The organism is Colwellia sp. E2M01 (genome assembly GCF_018860585.1).
Taxonomy (GTDB): Bacteria; Pseudomonadota; Gammaproteobacteria; order Enterobacterales; family Alteromonadaceae; genus Colwellia.
Window position 1 is genome coordinate 13,572 of the sequence record NZ_JAHKPR010000064.1, and the last position, 17,754, is coordinate 31,325.

Genomic DNA, 17,754 nt, shown 5'->3' on the forward strand with positions numbered 1-17,754 from the left:
TAGCAAGTATTATTTTATAATTAAAGTAAAAATGGGCTCCGCCAATGGCGTTTAATATAAGAAAAGAGTATCACCACGAAAGTGATAAATACTCTTTTCACCTGCTGTAATAGTTACAGCACCATTGCAAAGTAAAACTACATCCCGAAAGGGATATTAGTTTTTAGCATTTTTAAACGCTGCAGCCATAGCACTTAAACCAGTTTCTTCAACTTGATTTAAGTTTTCCATTGCTTCACGTTCATCAGCTTGGTCTTTTGCTTTGATAGATAGACTAATAGTACGGTTCTTACGATCCACACCCATAAATCTAGCTTCAACGTCGTCACCAACTTTTAATACTGTAGATGCATCTTCGATACGGTCTACAGAGATGTCGCTAACACGAAGGTAACCTTCAACACTTTCAGCTAACTCGATAGTTGCGCCTTTAGCGTCAACTTCAGTTACCTTACCAGTAACAATAGCACCTTTTTTCTTATCTGCAAGATACATATTGAACGGATCGTCTTCAGCTTGTTTAACACCTAACGAGATACGCTCACGTTCTGGGTCAACTTGAAGTACGATAGCATCGATTTCATCGCCTTTCTTATAATCACGAACAGCTTCTTCACCGCCTGCCCATGAAATATCAGATAAGTGAACTAAACCATCTATGCCGCCATCAAGACCAATGAAGATACCGAAGTCAGTAATTGACTTGATCTTACCTGATACTTTGTCGCCTTTGTTGAAGTTTTTAGCAAACTCTTCCCAAGGATTAGCAATACACTGTTTAAGGCCTAAAGAAATACGACGACGTTCTTCGTCAATTTCTAATACTAGTACTTCAACTGTGTCACCTAAGTTAACAACTTTAGATGGGTGGATGTTTTTGTTAGTCCAATCCATTTCAGAAACGTGAACTAAACCTTCAACGCCTTCTTGGATTTCAACGAAACAACCGTAGTCAGTTAAGTTAGTTACACGACCAGAAAGTTTAGAACCTTCTGGGTAACGGTTAGCAATTGCTACCCATGGATCTTCGCCTAACTGTTTCATACCTAGAGATACACGAGTGCGCTCACGGTCGAATTTCAATACTTTAACTTGGATTTCATCGCCAACATTTACAATTTCACTTGGGTGCTTAACGCGTTTCCAAGCCATATCTGTAATATGTAATAAACCATCAATGCCGCCTAAGTCTACAAATGCACCGTAGTCTGTAAGGTTCTTAACGATACCTTTAACTTCTTGGCCTTCAGCTAATGACTCAAGTAATTCATCACGTTCTGCACTACCTTCAGCTTCGATAACAGCACGACGAGAAACAACTACGTTATTACGCTTTTGATCAAGCTTAATAACTTTAAATTCTAATGGCTTGCCTTCAAGGTGAGCAGTGTCACGTACTGGACGTACATCTACTAATGAACCTGGTAAGAAAGCGCGGATGTCGCTAACTTCAACCGTGAAACCACCTTTAACTTTACCGTTGATAACACCGATAACAGTTTCTTTTTCTTCGTATGCTTTTTCAAGCACTTGCCATGCTTCGTGACGTTTTGCTTTTTCACGAGAAAGAATAGTTTCACCGAAACCATCATCTGTTGCATCTAAGGCTACGTCAATTTCATCACCAACAGCTACTTCTACTTCACCAGTAGCATTTTTAAATTGGTCAATTGAGATAACACTCTCAGATTTAAGGCCAGCATCAACAATTACATTGTCTTTGTTAACTTTAACGATTGTTCCGCGGATGATTGAACCCGGGCGTGTTTCGATTTCTTTTAAACTTTCTTCAAAAAGTTCTGCAAAATTTTCAGTCATAACTTGTATATAAACTCAGCTATTAATCCATTCAACATCATTGTTTCATGGGGTGGTTAAGTATGCCCAGTGTGTCCGTACAGTAGGCTTTCTATTAAAAGGTCTTTAATACTAACAAATTTAAAAAATAAGCTAGCTCAAAGGTGTTTTTTCATTTATCTTATTTAGCGTTACGTTAGTTTACCATTGGCAAACATAAGGATTTTATTGACCACTTCCTCAATGGAAATATCAGTAGAATCAATAATTAACGCACCTTCTGCCGGAACAAGTGGAGCTACCTTACGGTTTTGATCTCGCTCGTCTCTTTGACGTATGTCATTCAAAAGGCGCCCGATGTTAACATCTATGCCCTTTTCTTTCAACTGATTAAATCTTCTTTGTGCTCGTTCTTCGGCGCTAGCAGTTAAGAATACTTTTACTGGAGCCTGCGTAAAAACTACAGTTCCCATGTCACGACCATCGGCAATTAAACCTGGACTAACACTAAAAGCACGTTGTCTGCGTAATAATGCTTCTCTGACACGAGGAAATGCCGCAACCTTGGACGCCAGTTCGCCGATTTCTTCGGTGCGGATGATGTCGGTAACATCTTCACCTTCTAAAATAACTTTGGCTTCACCTTGGCTACTTATTTGAAACTGTACGTCTAGATGTGCGGCAACGGGGATAATTGGTTCTTCATCGTCTAAGGCAAGTTGGTGATGGCGTATTGCTACCGCTAACACGCGATAAATAGCACCACTATCTAGTAAGTGCCACCCTAATTGGTCAGCAAGTAACCTAGCAATCGTTCCTTTTCCTGCACCGCTTGGGCCATCAATGGTTATAACGGGAATACTTTCCTGCATAACGTTTTCTCCTACTTCAAAATATTGGCGTGATTATACGTGGTATAACAAGTGATATCGTAATGAAGTCTTATTTACGATATCACCTTAAGTGCTCTCATTAAATTTTTCGTTAAACTATTTATCTGGTAGTTTTAAATCTATTTTCAAGTTACTCACAAGATACTTGTTTTAACTTTTCAAAGTAATCAGGAAATGTTTTCGATGTACACTTAGGATCATTAATCGTTACAGGCGTATCACTTAAAGCAACTAGTGAGAAACACATAGCAACACGGTGATCGTCATAAGTATCTATTTCTGCGTGTTTAAGTACTGCTGGTGGTGTAACTGAGATATAATCTTCCCCTTCTACCACTTCTGCACCAACCTTTCTCAGCTCAGTTGCCATCGCTGATAATCTATCGGTTTCTTTTACGCGCCAGTTATATATATTGCGAATGGTGGTAGTACCTGTTGCAAAAAGTGCTGTTGTCGCTATTGTCATTGCCGCATCAGGAATATGGTTCATATCCATATCAACAGCGGTTAATGATTTACCAATGACGGTAATTGACTCGTCATTCCAGATAACCGTCGCACCCATTTTTTCAAGTACGTCTGCAAAGTGCTTGTCACCTTGAACACTGAGTTTACCAACACCATGCACAGTAACTTCACCACCTTTAATGGCGCCTGCTGCCAAAAAGTATGAAGCAGATGATGCATCACCTTCTACCATGTATTTGTCAACGGCTTGGTAGGTTTGATTCCCTGTTACTGTGAATGATTTGTAATCGTTATTTTTCACCACAACACCAAAACGGGCCATGATATCAAGGGTAATATCAATGTAAGGCTTAGAAACAAGATCGCCTTCAATTTCAATCGTTGTGTCAGAAATTAACAATGGTGCGATCATTAAAATAGCCGTTAAAAATTGGCTAGAAATTGAACCGTCGATAGTTACTGTGTCACCTGTTAACGCTTTACCGTTAATTTTAACAGGTGGATAATTTTTATTTTCTAAGTATTCAACATCCGCATTCAGCTGATTTAACGCATCAACCAAATGACCGATAGGACGTTCTTTCATGCGCGGCTCACCCGTTAAGATAAACTCACCTTCACTTGCTGCAAGTGCCGCACATAAAGGACGCATAGCAGTACCCGCATTACCTAATGATATTTCTAATGGCTCAGCGACTTCAAAAAAGCCATTGTTACCTTTAACAACACACTCAGTACCACAATCACTTAAAGTATATTCGATACCTAGTTGCGATAATGCATTTAACATGTGTTTAATGTCGTCACTTACCAATAAGTTAGTAATCTTTGTAGTACCATTTGCTAATGCTGCAATAAGTAATGCACGATTAGATAAGCTTTTTGAGCCAGGTAAAAAAACTTCGCCATTAATTTTATTTATTGGGTTTAACGTTAATTGTTCCACTTTATCTAACCTTCTTTTCAAATTCTTGCATAAAATTGACTAACGCTTGCACACCTTCAAGCGGCATTGCGTTGTATATGCTGGCACGCATACCGCCAACAATTCTGTGACCTAATAGAGCTGTTAAGCCTGCTTGCTCTGACTCTTTTAAAAATTGCTCATTAAGCGACTCATCAGCTAACCAAAATGGAATATTCATTTTACTGCGATATTCTACGTCAATATGATTAAGGTAAAGTGAACTGTTATCAATTGCTTGGTAAAGTAGTTCAGCTTTTACTTTATTTACTTTAGCGATAGCTTTTACGCCACCTAAATCTTTCAACCATTGGAAAACAAGACCAGCAAGGTACCACGCATAAGTTGGTGGCGTATTGTACATTGAATCATTATCCGCAGACATTTTATAATTCATGATACAAGGTGTTGCTTTATGCGCATTACCCAATAAATCATCACGTACAATAACGATAGTTAAGCCTGATGGACCAATATTTTTTTGAGCACCAGCATAGATTAAACCAAACTTACTTACATCGATTTCATGAGATAAAATAGTTGATGACATATCTGCTACTAAAGGCACACCATTGGTTTCTGGAATACTATTGATTTCTAAACCATTAACTGTTTCATTTGGGCAGTAATGAACATAAGCAGCTTCTTTGTTAAGTGGCCATTCTTTACTGTCTAATAAGGTAGAAATTGACTCCTTATCTTGGTTGATATTGACAACATTGATATCACCAAAATTCTGCGCTTCAGCAGCTGCCGCTTCTGACCATGAGCCTGAAACAATATAATCAGCAGATTTACCTTGTGGTAATAAGTTTAATGGTACCGCTGAGAATTGGCCTCTACCACCACCATGACAAAACAATACTTTATAATTGTCTGGAATTGACATTAAATCACGTAAATCAGCTTCAGCTTTTGCAGCCATTTCCATGTAAATACCGCTACGGTGACTTAATTCCATGACAGAGCTACCGGTATTTTGCCAATTCAAAAACTCTTGCTGTGCTTTTGCCATAACCGCTTTAGGTAACATCGCAGGGCCAGCACAAAAATTAAAAATTTCAGACATTTTCTGTTTTACTCACTTAACTAATATTTTAACTACAATTTAAATTTTACTAATTAATACACATTAAAAAAGGCGGTTATTAGCCGCCCTTTTTATTACGTAAGACGACGGTTATTCGGGTTTGTTGTCTTCGTTTGGTTCTTCGTTATTGCTGCCATCTTGATCGGTTGTGCTTGCTGCGCTAATAGCATCGCTACTTTCGCCTTCTACACTTTCTCCGTCAACATCACCTTCAATTACCGCAGGCTCTTCAATTTCATCAATACGTTGAAGGGCAACTACATGCTCATCTTCTGCCGTACGAATTAAACGAACACCTTGGGTATTACGACCAATAACACTTACTTCATTAACACGGGTACGTACTAATGTGCCGTTATCAGTAATAAGCATTATTTCGTCAAGCTCTTCAACTTGAACAGCGCCAACAACTTTACCGTTTCGCTCACTAACTTTGATTGAAACAACACCTTTGGTTGCACGGCTCTTCGCTGGGTATTCAGCTAAAGCGGTACGTTTACCAAAACCGTTTTCAGTAATTGTTAAGATTGGTCCGTCATTTTTTGGCACGATAAGCGATACAACTTTTTGCTCACCTTCAAGCTTCATACCACGAACACCGGTACCTGTACGACCGATAGGTTTTAACGCCCAACGTTGTTCACCCGTTTCTGGATCAAGTTTAATTTCACCTGTTTCGCTATCACGTACTTTCTCGTTAAAGCGAACGACTTTACCTTCGTCAGAGAACAACATAATGTCGTTATTACCATCAGTAATATCTACACCAATTAAGGTATCGTCATCACGTAGATTTAAAGCAATTATACCGTTAGCACGTTGATTAGAGTATGCGTCTAAACGCGTTTTCTTAACCGTACCTGAAGCTGTTGCCATAACAATGTATTTGTCAGCTGAATATTCACGTACCGGTAGAATAGCCGTAATACGTTCATCACTTTCAAGTGGTAAAATGTTGACTATTGGGCGACCACGAGCAGTACGACTAGCTAGAGGTAATTGGAATACTTTTAACCAATAGAGTTTACCGCGATCTGAGAAACATAAAATAGTGTCGTGAGTATTCGCCACTAATAAACGTTCGATGAAGTCTTCTTCTTTCATCTTGGTGGCTGCTTTACCTTTACCACCACGACGCTGCGCTTCGTAATCACTTAATACTTGATATTTAACGTAACCTTCATGAGATAAGGTTACCACAACATCTTCTTCAGTAATTAAGTCTTCAAGGGATAAATCATGTGACGCATTAGTAATTTCAGTTCTACGCTCATCACCAAATTCATCACGAATAGCAACTAGCTCTTCACAGATAACTTCCATTAAACGCGCAGGTGTTGCAAGGATATGCATTAATTCAGCAATTAAGTCTAATAACGCCTTGTACTCGCTAAGAATCTTTTCATGTTCCATGCCAGACAATTTGTAAAGTTGTAAATCTACAATCGCTTTCGCTTGCTCAGCTGTTAGGTAATATAAACCGTCACGTATACCATATTGTGGTTCTAACCACTCAGGGCGTGCAGCGTCATTACCTGCAGCGCTAAGCATGTCTGCAACATTACCTAATGCCCAACCTTGAGCAATCAGTTTTTCTTCAGATTCTTTTCTGTTGGTTGAGCTTTTAATTAATTCGATGATCGGGTCTATATTTGCTAGCGCAATGGATAAACCTTCTAAGATGTGCGCGCGATCACGGGCTTTTCTTAATTCGAAAATAGTACGACGAGTTACTACTTCACGGCGATGAAGTACAAAGGCCTCTAGCATTTCTTTTAGATTAAATATTTTAGGTTGGCCATTAGTTAATGCCACCATATTTAAACCAAAAGAGACTTGCATTTGGGTAAGCTTAAATAAATTGTTTAAAACAACTTCGCCTACTTCACCACGTTTAATTTCAATAACCATACGCATGCCGTCTTTATCAGACTCATCACGTAATGCTGAAATACCTTCAAGACGTTTTTCTTTAACAAGCTCTGCCATTTTTTCAATTAAGCGAGCTTTGTTAACTTGATAAGGTAATTCGTGAACAATAATTGTTTCTTTGCCTGTGCTTTCATTACATTCAATTTCTGCACGAGCACGAATTTTAATTTTACCACGACCAGTACGGTACGCTTCTTCAATACCTGCACGACCACTGATAATACCTGCGGTAGGAAAATCAGGCCCTGGGATATGAGTTAATAGCTCTTCAAAAGTAATATCACTATTATCAATTAATGCTAAACAGCCATTAATCACTTCAGTTAAGTTATGCGGCGGAATATTCGTTGCCATACCAACCGCGATACCAGAAGTACCATTAACTAATAAGTTAGGAATACGCGTTGGCATAACCGCTGGAATATGTTCAGTGCCATCATAGTTAGGCACAAAGTCTACGGTTTCTTTATCTAAATCGGCAAGAATAGAATGCGCAATTTTTGCCATTCTAATTTCGGTATAACGCATTGCAGCTGCGCTATCGCCATCAACAGAGCCGAAGTTACCTTGCCCGTCTACAAGCATGTAACGTAAAGAAAACGGTTGCGCCATACGAACTATTGTATCGTAAACAGCAGTATCACCATGCGGGTGATATTTACCTATAACATCACCAACCACACGGGCTGATTTTTTATAAGCTTTATTCCAGTCATTCCCTAACACATCCATAGCGAATAATACGCGACGATGTACTGGTTTTAAGCCATCACGTACGTCAGGCAAAGCTCGCCCAACTATTACGCTCATAGCATAATCTAAATAGGAGGTTTTTAGTTCATCTTCAATATTAACTGGAACTATTTGTTTGGCCAGATCGGACATAAATCGATGGTATCCCTTAACTAATTCTTTTGCTTAACAATACTTATAACTTAACTATATTACTGGTTAGGTTAGGCAGGTATTTGCTAAACGCTATTTTAAATATTTTTATTATAACTACTCTATTAACTATTTTAATGGTTATAACCATGCCTTAAAAGACACTGATAATAGTTTCAACGCAGCATACTAGCATAAAAATGTATGATGCAATACTGCTTTATTTAAAGGTTTTTTAGGCAGTTAATAACCGTCTAAAAAAACACCTAAAAACCGTAATTTTGATCTATCTTCTTTGTTTAAAAAGGACTTTAGTTTAGAATCAAAAGTCCTTAAAATTAACTTCAAACAATATATGCTATGACAACTAAACCTCTTAACGTAAATAACGATGAAATTGCTAAATTTGAACAGGTAGCTAGTCAATGGTGGGACTTAACTGGCGACTTTAAGCCATTACATCAAATTAACCCGTTAAGAGTGCAATTTATTTGTCAACATATTGCTCAACTTACAAGTGATAGCACAACCGACAACGAAGCTAATTACAGCACGGTTAACGCTATTAATGGTCTCCATAATATCAAAGCCATTGATGTTGGCTGTGGCGGTGGGATTTTATCTGAATCTTTAGCTAAATTAGGAGCAAATGTTACCGGTCTTGATATGGGTACAGAGCCATTGAATGTAGCAAAACTACATGCTCTTGAAACCGGCTTACCTATTAATTATCAAAAAATAACGGCTGAAGAAAAAGCGCTAGAAGCGCCTGATAGCTTTGATATAGTAACTTGTATGGAAATGCTTGAGCATGTACCCGATCCTGCTTCGGTAATTCACGCCTGTTCTACATTAGTAAAACCCGGTGGCTTAGTTTTCTTTTCAACACTTAATAAAAATATTAAGTCATACCTGCTAGCAATACTCGCCGCTGAAAAACTATTTAAGCTAGTGCCAGATGGTACCCACGATCATGATAAATTTATACGACCATCACAGTTAATCGCTTGGGCTGAAGATTTCGATTTAAAGTGTATTGATGCCAGTGGTATTCATTATAACCCGCTAACTGAAAATCATAAATTAATAGATTCATTAGATGTTAATTACATTTTATGCTGTCGTAAAATATAAAGTTTTAACTAGAATCTGTTGATCTTTCGAGATTACTTTTACAGCAACTTATTTGGACTTCTTTTATTAATAGTAGACAAGGCAGGTCATGTGACCTATAGCGAGCTACACGAACAAGCGATAACGTCGTATAAATTCAAACAAGAGCTGCCTTTAGGTTCATTTAAAACAAATTTACTCATTGTTGGTCGCTTTTTAAATTGAATAAATTTTAAATCTGAAAGATCACAGACCCTATTATTCAGCGTAAAACTGCGCATTATTATTTATGCTGATTTTTGTTCTTTTAAATTCACTGTTGCTTAGCCAACTTACTTACCAAATTAACCGCCTTTAAATTAAGTTGATGCTTAATTCATCGTAACAAGTAGGTTAAACAAACAAGTTGTTCGAAGATTAATCTCCGCCAACTACATCACGCTAAGCAATTGTTATATAACAAGTTTATAATTTTCAAGTTAAACAGCTAAGTCAAGATGATTTTTAAATGAAAAAAAATCACGTGTTTTTTTCATTTAAAAAAATAACTGAAATAAATATTGATTTTAGTAAATTACAAAAACAAATTGTCTTGCTAGGTTAGTCACTACTAACCCTTAAAATATTGACAAATAGATCAGAAAAAACAACCTATTTTAACACTTGCAAAAATCCTAAAACCTCACTATCTTGTGTTTGGAATTTTAAAAAACCCTAGATATTGTGCATTTGATGTTCAATCGATATAAGCTACACCTTCAATTATTTATAACTTAAAAGGTGTTTTATTTTAATCGCAGTATTTTAATCACAGTATATAGGGGTTTTATTAGGGACATTTTAGATCCTTTTATTAAGGATGATAAAGAAACAACAACAATAACCGCTGTGCAGGTACTTCATGAATAATAACCTTTCTGTAACTAAACGAAATGGTAATAAAGAAACCATAGATTTAGAAAAAATCCATCGCGTCATTGCTTGGGCTGCTGATGGCTTAGAGCAAGTATCTGTCTCTCAAGTAGAATTAAAGTCTCATATTCAGTTTTATGACGGCATAAAAACTGAAGACATTCATGAAACCATCATTAAAGCTGCTGCTGATTTGATCTCAGAAGAAACACCTGATTATCAATATTTAGCGGCTCGTTTATCTGTATTTCATCTACGTAAAAAAGCTTATGGCCAGTTTGAGCCACCTGCCCTTTATGATCATATTGTGAAGTTAGTCGCTGCAGGAAAATACGATGAACACCTGCTTACCGACTACACTAAAGATGATTTTGAACACATGGCTTTGTTCATGGATCATAGCCGAGATTTAAACTTTAGTTATGCAGCAATGAAGCAACTTGAAGGTAAGTATTTAGTACAAAACCGTGTGAACGGTGAAATATACGAAAGCGCACAATTTCTTTATGTGCTAGTGGCCGCATGTTTGTTTGCAAAATACCCAAAAGAAACACGTTTACGTTACATTGAAAAGTTCTATCATGCCATTTCACTTTTCAAAATATCTTTACCTACACCAATTATGGCAGGTGTACGTACGCCTACTCGTCAATTTTCATCATGTGTCTTAATTGAATGTGGTGATAGTTTAGATTCAATAAATGCTACCTCAAGCGCCATTGTTAAATATGTTTCTCAACGTGCTGGCATTGGTGTTAATGCAGGTAAAATTCGTGCGTTGGGTAGTAACATTCGTGGCGGCGAAGCATTCCATACGGGTTGTATTCCATTTTATAAACATTTTCAAACAGCTGTTAAAAGTTGTTCGCAAGGTGGCGTTCGTGGTGGTGCGGCAACATTATTCTACCCATTATGGCATTTAGAAGTTGAAAGTTTACTGGTACTTAAAAATAACCGAGGCGTAGAAGAAAACCGTGTTCGTCATTTAGATTACGGCGTGCAATTTAATAAATTAATGTACCAACGCTTAATTAAAGGTGGTTCTATTACCTTATTTAGTCCAAGCGATGTACCTGGTTTATACGATGCTTTCTTTGAAGATCAAGATAAGTTTGAACGTTTATACGAGCAATACGAAAATGATGAATCTATTCGTAAAAAGCGTATTAAAGCAGTAGAGTTGTTTACTTTATTCGCTCAGGAACGTGCAAGTACAGGTCGAATTTATTTACAAAACGTTGATCATTGTAATACCCACAGCCCGTTCCAACCTGAAAAAGCGGCTATTCGTCAAAGTAACTTATGTTTAGAAATTGCTTTGCCAACCAAGCCAATGAACGATATTAATGATGAAAATGGCGAAATCGCCCTTTGTACGCTTTCTGCGTTCAACTTAGGTGCTATTGAGTCATTAGATGAATTAGAAGAGTTAGCTGAGTTAGCTGTTCGTGCTTTAGATAATTTATTAGATTATCAAGACTATCCAATTAAAGCTGCAGAAAGTGCAAGTATGGCGCGTAGAACTTTAGGTATAGGTGTTATTAACTTTGCTTACTACTTAGCTAAAAATGGCCTTTATTACTCAAATGGTAGCGCAAATAACTTTACTCACCGTACTTTTGAAGCAATTCAATTTTACTTACTTAAAGCAAGTAACGAATTAGCTAAAGAAAAAGGTGCCTGCCCTAAGTTTGATGAAACACGCCTATCACAAGGTATTTTACCAATTGATACGTATAAGAGAACAGTAGATGATATTACTGCTGAGCCTTTACATCTTGATTGGGAAGGTTTACGTGAGAGTATTGTTAAACATGGCGTTAGAAACTCTACTGTATCAGCGTTAATGCCATCAGAAACCTCATCACAAATATCTAATGCAACCAATGGTATTGAACCACCTCGCGGTTTAATCAGTGTGAAAGCCAGTAAAGATGGTGTATTAAAACAAGTAGTACCTGAATACAAAAAGCTTAAAGATAACTATGAATTATTATGGAGTATTCCTGATAACCAAGGTTATTTAGAGTTAATTGCTATTATGCAAAAATTTGTAGACCAAACAATTTCAGCGAATACTAATTATGATCCTAATAAATTTGAAGGCGGTAAAGTTCCCGTTAAACAAATTTTAAAAGACATGTTAACTGCATATAAACTTGGCGTTAAAACACTTTACTATCACAACACACGTGATGGTGCTAGTGATAACGTTGGAGTAGATGACGACGATGACTGCTCAGGCGGCGCGTGTAAGATTTAACTCTGCAAATGCACAAACCTTACTGAGTTAATTTATATCAGTAATATCAATTAAAAACTATAAAGCCTAGTCATTTTACTAGGCTTTTGTTACTACACGGATGTAGTCTCTAAAGGAATAAAAAAATGGCGTATACCACGTTTAATCAAACCCCTAATAATGCTTTACTAGAGCCAATGTTTCTAGGAAACAGTGTTAATGTATCTCGCTACGATCAACAGCGTTTTGTGGCGTTTGAGAAGCTCATTGAAAAACAACTTTCTTTTTTCTGGCGTCCTGAAGAAGTGGATGTATCAAAGGATAGAGCTGACTGGCAGAGCCTTACTGACTCTGAAAAACATATTTTTATTTCTAATTTAAAATACCAAACCTTACTCGACTCTATGGCCGCACGCTCAGTAAATGCGGTACTCCTACCATTAGTATCTTTACCGGAAGTTGAAACTTGGGTTGAAACATGGGCATTTAGTGAAACCATTCACTCTCGCTCTTATACCCATATTTTACGTAACTTATTTACCGAACCCGGTGAAATATTTGACGATATTATTGTTAACCCTGCCATTTTAAAGCGTGCCTCAAGTATTGCTAAATATTTTGATGAAGTGATATTAACCACACAATTATTGCAATCTCAAGGTGAAGGAACTTATCAAGTAGACGGTGAAACAATCGAGGTAAATACCAGAAAGCTTAAAGAACGTTTATACCTTGCGGTTTGTTCTGTTAATGCCCTTGAAGCCATTCGCTTTTATGTAAGTTTTGCCTGCTCATTTGCTTTTGCTGAACGAGAATTACTTGAAGGTAATGCTAAAATAATTAAATTGATTGCCCGTGATGAAGCACTTCATCTTACAGGCACACAGCATATTTTAAATAACTGGAGAGCTGGCAACGACGACCCTGAAATGAAAATAATCAGTGAAGAAATGCGTGACGAAGGCTTACAAATATTTCTTGATGTTGTTAACCAAGAGAAAGAATGGGCCAAATATTTATTTAAAGACGGTTCGATGATTGGCCTTAACGCTGAAATTTTAAACCAATATATTGAATATATCGCTAGTCAGCGTTTAGCCGCTATTGGTTTTACTTCACCATACAACGTAAAAAGTAACCCGTTACCATGGATGAATGCTTACTTAGTTAGTGATAACGTGCAAGTAGCACCACAAGAAACTGAAATATCTAGCTATTTGGTTGGACAGGTTGATGCATCAATGAATGAAGATGACTTTGATGATTTTGACTTATAAGTACTTACTTTTCTCTCAATACTTTTAGTTGTTTTAATGACATTTGATTTAATTTAACACTTGAGGTGTGTATGACAACAAAAAACACGACTCAAAAAGTGAATAGTAACCTCAAATTAGAGCCTAAAATAAGTGTTCAAGGAAAAGTTGTTCACTATAAAAATAGTAAACAAACGTTGCTTGATTGTTTAGAGTCTGCCGATGTGGAAGTCCATTATCATTGTCGAGATGGCTTTTGTGGTGCCTGCAGAGTAAAGCTAGTAGAAGGCGATATCAACTACCCCATGGGTGAGCCTTTAGCTTATGTTGGTGAGAAAGAAATATTACCCTGCTGTTGTATTCCAATTACTGATATAACGATACTTATCGACGAATAAAAATTGGTGTGAGATTTCTAACTCACTCCCTTTATTCTACCTTTACGTCAGTCTATTTTTGTTCAATAACAAAAATAGACTGTAAAACTATTAACTGACATCAAGTACTGACTTAATTGCCTGCATAACCCTGTTTAACTCTAACGACAATTTAGTGTACAAATCGTCAATAGCACTCATTTGATTTTCATTAATTGCAATATCAAGTGTTTTCGTTATTTCAAATAGTTCCATGGCCCCAACAGAGCATGCCACACCTTTTAAGGTATGAGCTAGATGTTTAATGGTTGCATTGTCTTGCTCTGTCATTGCCTTATATAATTTATCCGCATCTTGGTGGTGATCTTGATAAAACATCACTAAAACCTCCTGGAATAATGATGCGTCACCTAAAACATTGTTCACACCAATAGCATAATCAATACCATCAATGTTACCTTCTTGTGCTTCATTTAATTTAGTTTGCATAATATCCTTATCACTCTTACTTTGATTATTTCCTTCTAACTCTTTATTACAAATAAGACTAGCATCAACGACTTGATTACGTCCGTGCTCTTTTGCGTAATAGAGTGCTATATCGGCTTGTTTCATTAAAGCATCTATTTTTAAGGTTTTATTTTCAGCTAAAACTAATCCAGTACTTACTGTAATATTAATCACAGTTTCTTCTTCATTATCAGTAATAATGTTGATATCAAGTTGCTCTATTGATGTACGAAACCTTTCACAGGCAATATAAGCATTTTCCTTACTGGTATTAGGTAAGCACACTGCAAACTCTTCGCCTCCAACTCTACCTATAATATCGTAACCTCTAAAGGCCTCAGACAAACTTCGACTAAACACACGTAAAACTTGATCTCCCGCATAATGCCCATAGTTGTCATTTATGGGCTTAAAGAAGTCAATATCAAACATTGCAACAACAAACATTTGCCCAGTCCTATTCGCTAAACTCAGAGCGTTTGTACTTAGCTCAAAAAAGTTACCACGATTATTAATACCGGTGAGAAAGTCAGTTTTAGCTAGATATTCAAGCTGAGCAGTTTTTTCTTTTAATCGAATTGCGGTTCTTATGCGAGCTAGTAAAACTTTGGCAACATAAGGCTTAATAACATAATCTCCAGCTCCGTATTCTAAGGCCGCAACAACCTCATCTTCATCAGTAGAAGCTGATAACATGATCACAGGTATATCAGCCGTTAAATCATCAGCTTTTGCTTTAACTAATGTTTCTAAACCGGATAAGCCTGGCATATACATGTCTAATAGAATGAGATCAACTTTTTGCGCTTTTAATATTGTCAGCGCATCTTCACCATTATCACAGCAAGTAACGAGATAACCCGCAGCACTTAGATCGTAATCTAATAACATTTGCGTGTCTTGGGCATCATCTACAACCAGTATTCTGTATTCATTATCTAGCTTCATTAAATAGTCTCTCGGCTATTAAAAATATTTAGGTATGCTAAATATTTTTACTTAGCTTTTAAATTCAGTCCTTAATTATAAGGCCTATCGAAATTTTATTGGTGTCAGCATCAATTTTTAAATAAGTTTGTTAACGGCTTATTTTGCGTTTTATTATCGCCAGTCCTTAAATTTATTCTGAACAATAATTTAAATAACCTAATGTTTTTTTTAATTAAATTGTTTTAATGAATAGTACTTAACTATTTATATTTAAACAAATATTACTATCTAAAGGTTATTAAAAATTAACTTAGAATACAATCCTATCATGACCAGTCATTAAAGTATCAGTGAAACTAATATTTAAAGAATAACAAATCCTAGTATCTTAAATTAAATGATTAAATTAATCCTTTAATTTAATTATTTAATTAAGCTAAAATACTAAATTAGTCTAGTATTTAAATACGTTTACGGACTTCCTTGAGTTATATTATTATGAATATAGCTCTTATTTATATTTTTAATTTATTTTTCAATAAATAAGGATTAAAGTGTTAAATCATAAAATAACGCGCAGTATTACTCCTTTTCAAAAAAACACTTTAGTAAAGTTAAGTATTAACACATTTAATTTTGTTAAAATGAGTTCAGCTCTACTTCTATTGTACCCTTTATTATCATTGACTTCTGCTCATGCTGCTAGCAGTATTGAAGAGTGTCAAAATAATGCCCCTGAACAATTAGCTGAACAAGCTATGTCAAAGTGTTTAGATAGTGTCATTATGCATGTAGAAAGAGAGTTACAAACATGGGTTAACTTACACACCTTTGCATTAGAAGAAAAAGCCGCTAACAATGGCCGCAGCTCCGCATTAAATATGTTTAAAAGTGCACAACGTAGCTTCGTGAGTTATCGTGAAGATGACTGTAGATGGCAATATTTAGCTATATCGCCTGCAAGTGGTGCCAGTATCGGTTATAAGAAGTGTTTTGTGGTATTAAGCAATGCCAGAATAGCGATACTTAAAGCAAGGGAAAGCACTCTAACACCTTAAGAAATGATGTTAGTGCAATATTTATGGCATAAAAAAGCGTTATTAGTTAACGCTTTTTTAGTTTGAGCTATAGCTAACATTGATTAAATATCAACTTAACGTAATTAACACTAACTCAATAATTTTTGTTCGTGTTCATCTTCTATGGTTTCAGCGCTTTCATCATCAATAACATCTTCTAAACCACTTTCATCACTTAGCAGTACTGCAATCCAACGCCCTTCTGGTGAGTTTTCCATACCTATTTTTAATATCATGGTTAAAGGAACACTTAATAACATACCAACAGTGCCAAGCATCCACCCCCAAAAGATTAAAGATAAGAAAACAACCAAAGTAGATAAGCCTAAACCTTTACCTAAATATTTAGGTTCAATAATATTACCTACAACCATATTGATGGCGAGAAAGCCTAAGCCAACAATACCCGCGTCACCTACGCCTAACTGTAAAATAGCCAAGGTTATTGGTGGTACCGCAGCAATGATAGAGCCTATATTTGGAATATAGTTAAGTAAAAAGGCTAAAACGCCCCATAATAAAAAGAAATCTAAACCCAAACCCCATAACATTAGCGACACTAAAGAGCCTGTTAATAGGCTCATTACGGTTTTAATCGCAATATAATGATTTACTGAAGTTAAAAAGCGGCCTATTTGTTTTAATCGTTTTTGCGGATCATCTAAGGCGATATGTATTTTTTGTGGTAATGTTGATGACTCAAATAACATAAAAACAACCGTTAAAATAACCAAGAACATATTAGCCATTACAGAGCCAAACCCTGATAACATTTCTGCGGCTAAACCCATTGCTGCTGCTGGATCAAAATAATCAGTAAGTATTTTTACCGATATTTTAATGTCATATTTACTAAAAAACTCAGTTAACCATGAAAACTGGTCTTTAAGTTGGACCCTATACTGAGGTAGGTGCTCCTTTAGTTCATTAAGAGAGCTACCAACTAACCCTGTAATAAAAACGGCAAAAGTGACAAATAAAGCAATGACGAAAATAATGGATATAGCTTTGGGAATATTATAACTCGTGGCTTTACTTACTAACGGGTTACAAATGATGGCAATAAAAATTGAGAGTAAGAATGGAACAAGAATAATAGCGGCTACCTTTATTCCTGCAAGGATAATAAAAATAGCCGCGATAGTAACAAAAATTTTAACTATGGAGTTCTTATTGAGATTAGAATCAGGGGTTACAATCATGAAAATGAGTCCTTATATTTTATCAAAGCAATATAACCTAATTAATTCAGTTAGACTATTACATTGTCATGAATACTATTCTCATTCCAGTCCCAAAAGCACTG

General features: G+C 36.3%; 12 protein-coding genes. 5 read left to right on the forward strand and 7 right to left on the reverse strand.

The window, feature by feature from the left end; genetic code table 11:
- Nucleotides 1-156: 156 nt before the first annotated feature.
- From rpsA to gyrA, 5 genes are all read right to left on the reverse strand, one after another.
- The gene (gene rpsA, locus KO502_RS12410; RefSeq protein ID WP_216022882.1) at nt 157-1,818 is read right to left on the reverse strand and encodes a 30S ribosomal protein S1; all 1,662 of its coding nucleotides are present in this window, start codon (nt 1,816-1,818) and stop codon (nt 157-159) included.
- 170 nt (nt 1,819-1,988) lie between these two features.
- Entirely contained in the window at nt 1,989-2,669 is a 681-nt protein-coding gene (gene cmk, locus KO502_RS12415; protein WP_216022883.1) for a (d)CMP kinase, read from the reverse strand.
- 151 nt (nt 2,670-2,820) lie between these two features.
- A complete protein-coding gene (gene aroA / locus KO502_RS12420) occupies nt 2,821-4,104 on the reverse strand; it encodes a 3-phosphoshikimate 1-carboxyvinyltransferase (protein WP_216022884.1) in 1,284 nt (427 codons plus the stop codon).
- Nucleotide 4,105: 1 nt separating this feature from the next.
- Nucleotides 4,106-5,191, reverse strand: a complete 1,086-nt coding sequence (serC, locus tag KO502_RS12425) for a 3-phosphoserine/phosphohydroxythreonine transaminase (protein WP_216022885.1) — start codon at nt 5,189-5,191, stop codon at nt 4,106-4,108.
- 111 nt (nt 5,192-5,302) lie between these two features.
- Nucleotides 5,303-8,029: a DNA topoisomerase (ATP-hydrolyzing) subunit A gene (gene gyrA / locus KO502_RS12430; protein WP_216022886.1), complete on the reverse strand. Its 2,727-nt coding sequence runs from the start codon at nt 8,027-8,029 to the stop codon at nt 5,303-5,305.
- Between the two features lie 360 nt (nt 8,030-8,389).
- Between gyrA and ubiG the strand changes: the two genes are divergently transcribed.
- From ubiG to yfaE, 4 genes are all read left to right on the forward strand, one after another.
- Nucleotides 8,390-9,163 carry a bifunctional 2-polyprenyl-6-hydroxyphenol methylase/3-demethylubiquinol 3-O-methyltransferase UbiG gene (ubiG, locus tag KO502_RS12435; RefSeq protein ID WP_216022887.1) on the forward strand — a complete coding sequence of 258 codons (774 nt, stop codon included), beginning with the start codon at nt 8,390-8,392 and terminating at the stop codon, nt 9,161-9,163.
- 880 nt (nt 9,164-10,043) lie between these two features.
- Nucleotides 10,044-12,317 (forward strand): class 1a ribonucleoside-diphosphate reductase subunit alpha, encoded by a 2,274-nt coding sequence (nrdA, locus tag KO502_RS12440; RefSeq protein WP_216022888.1) that lies wholly within the window; start codon nt 10,044-10,046, stop codon nt 12,315-12,317.
- A 125-nt stretch (nt 12,318-12,442) separates the two neighbouring features.
- The gene (gene nrdB, locus KO502_RS12445) at nt 12,443-13,573 is read left to right on the forward strand and encodes a class Ia ribonucleoside-diphosphate reductase subunit beta (RefSeq protein ID WP_216022889.1); all 1,131 of its coding nucleotides are present in this window, start codon (nt 12,443-12,445) and stop codon (nt 13,571-13,573) included.
- Between the two features lie 71 nt (nt 13,574-13,644).
- A complete protein-coding gene (yfaE, locus tag KO502_RS12450; RefSeq protein ID WP_216022890.1) occupies nt 13,645-13,950 on the forward strand; it encodes a class I ribonucleotide reductase maintenance protein YfaE in 306 nt (101 codons plus the stop codon).
- A 90-nt stretch (nt 13,951-14,040) separates the two neighbouring features.
- Here yfaE and KO502_RS12455 read toward each other — a convergent pair whose 3' ends face one another.
- Complete coding sequence (locus tag KO502_RS12455; RefSeq protein ID WP_216022891.1) at nt 14,041-15,387, reverse strand: diguanylate cyclase; 1,347 nt, start codon at nt 15,385-15,387, stop codon at nt 14,041-14,043.
- A gap of 536 nt (nt 15,388-15,923) precedes the next feature.
- On the opposite strand from KO502_RS12455, the gene KO502_RS12460 reads away from it, so the two are divergent.
- Nucleotides 15,924-16,427: a lysozyme inhibitor LprI family protein gene (locus KO502_RS12460; RefSeq protein ID WP_354668329.1), complete on the forward strand. Its 504-nt coding sequence runs from the start codon at nt 15,924-15,926 to the stop codon at nt 16,425-16,427.
- A 110-nt stretch (nt 16,428-16,537) separates the two neighbouring features.
- On the opposite strand, the gene KO502_RS12465 is transcribed toward KO502_RS12460, so the two are convergent.
- Nucleotides 16,538-17,650, reverse strand: a complete 1,113-nt coding sequence (locus KO502_RS12465) for an AI-2E family transporter (protein WP_216022892.1) — start codon at nt 17,648-17,650, stop codon at nt 16,538-16,540.
- Nucleotides 17,651-17,754: the final 104 nt, after the last annotated feature.

Bases quoted from the DNA above. Each gene is read 5' to 3' on its own strand.
- rpsA (WP_216022882.1), bottom strand. From the start codon at position 1,818: ATGACTGAAAATTTTGCAGAACTTTTTGAAGAAAGTTTAAAAGAAATC.
- cmk (WP_216022883.1), bottom strand. From the start codon at position 2,669: ATGCAGGAAAGTATTCCCGTTATAACCATTGATGGCCCAAGCGGTGCA.
- serC (WP_216022885.1), bottom strand. From the start codon at position 5,191: ATGTCTGAAATTTTTAATTTTTGTGCTGGCCCTGCGATGTTACCTAAA.
- gyrA (WP_216022886.1), bottom strand. From the start codon at position 8,029: ATGTCCGATCTGGCCAAACAAATAGTTCCAGTTAATATTGAAGATGAA.
- ubiG (WP_216022887.1), top strand. From the start codon at position 8,390: ATGACAACTAAACCTCTTAACGTAAATAACGATGAAATTGCTAAATTT.
- nrdA (WP_216022888.1), top strand. From the start codon at position 10,044: ATGAATAATAACCTTTCTGTAACTAAACGAAATGGTAATAAAGAAACC.
- nrdB (WP_216022889.1), top strand. From the start codon at position 12,443: ATGGCGTATACCACGTTTAATCAAACCCCTAATAATGCTTTACTAGAG.
- yfaE (WP_216022890.1), top strand. From the start codon at position 13,645: ATGACAACAAAAAACACGACTCAAAAAGTGAATAGTAACCTCAAATTA.
- KO502_RS12455 (WP_216022891.1), bottom strand. From the start codon at position 15,387: ATGAAGCTAGATAATGAATACAGAATACTGGTTGTAGATGATGCCCAA.
- KO502_RS12465 (WP_216022892.1), bottom strand. From the start codon at position 17,650: ATGATTGTAACCCCTGATTCTAATCTCAATAAGAACTCCATAGTTAAA.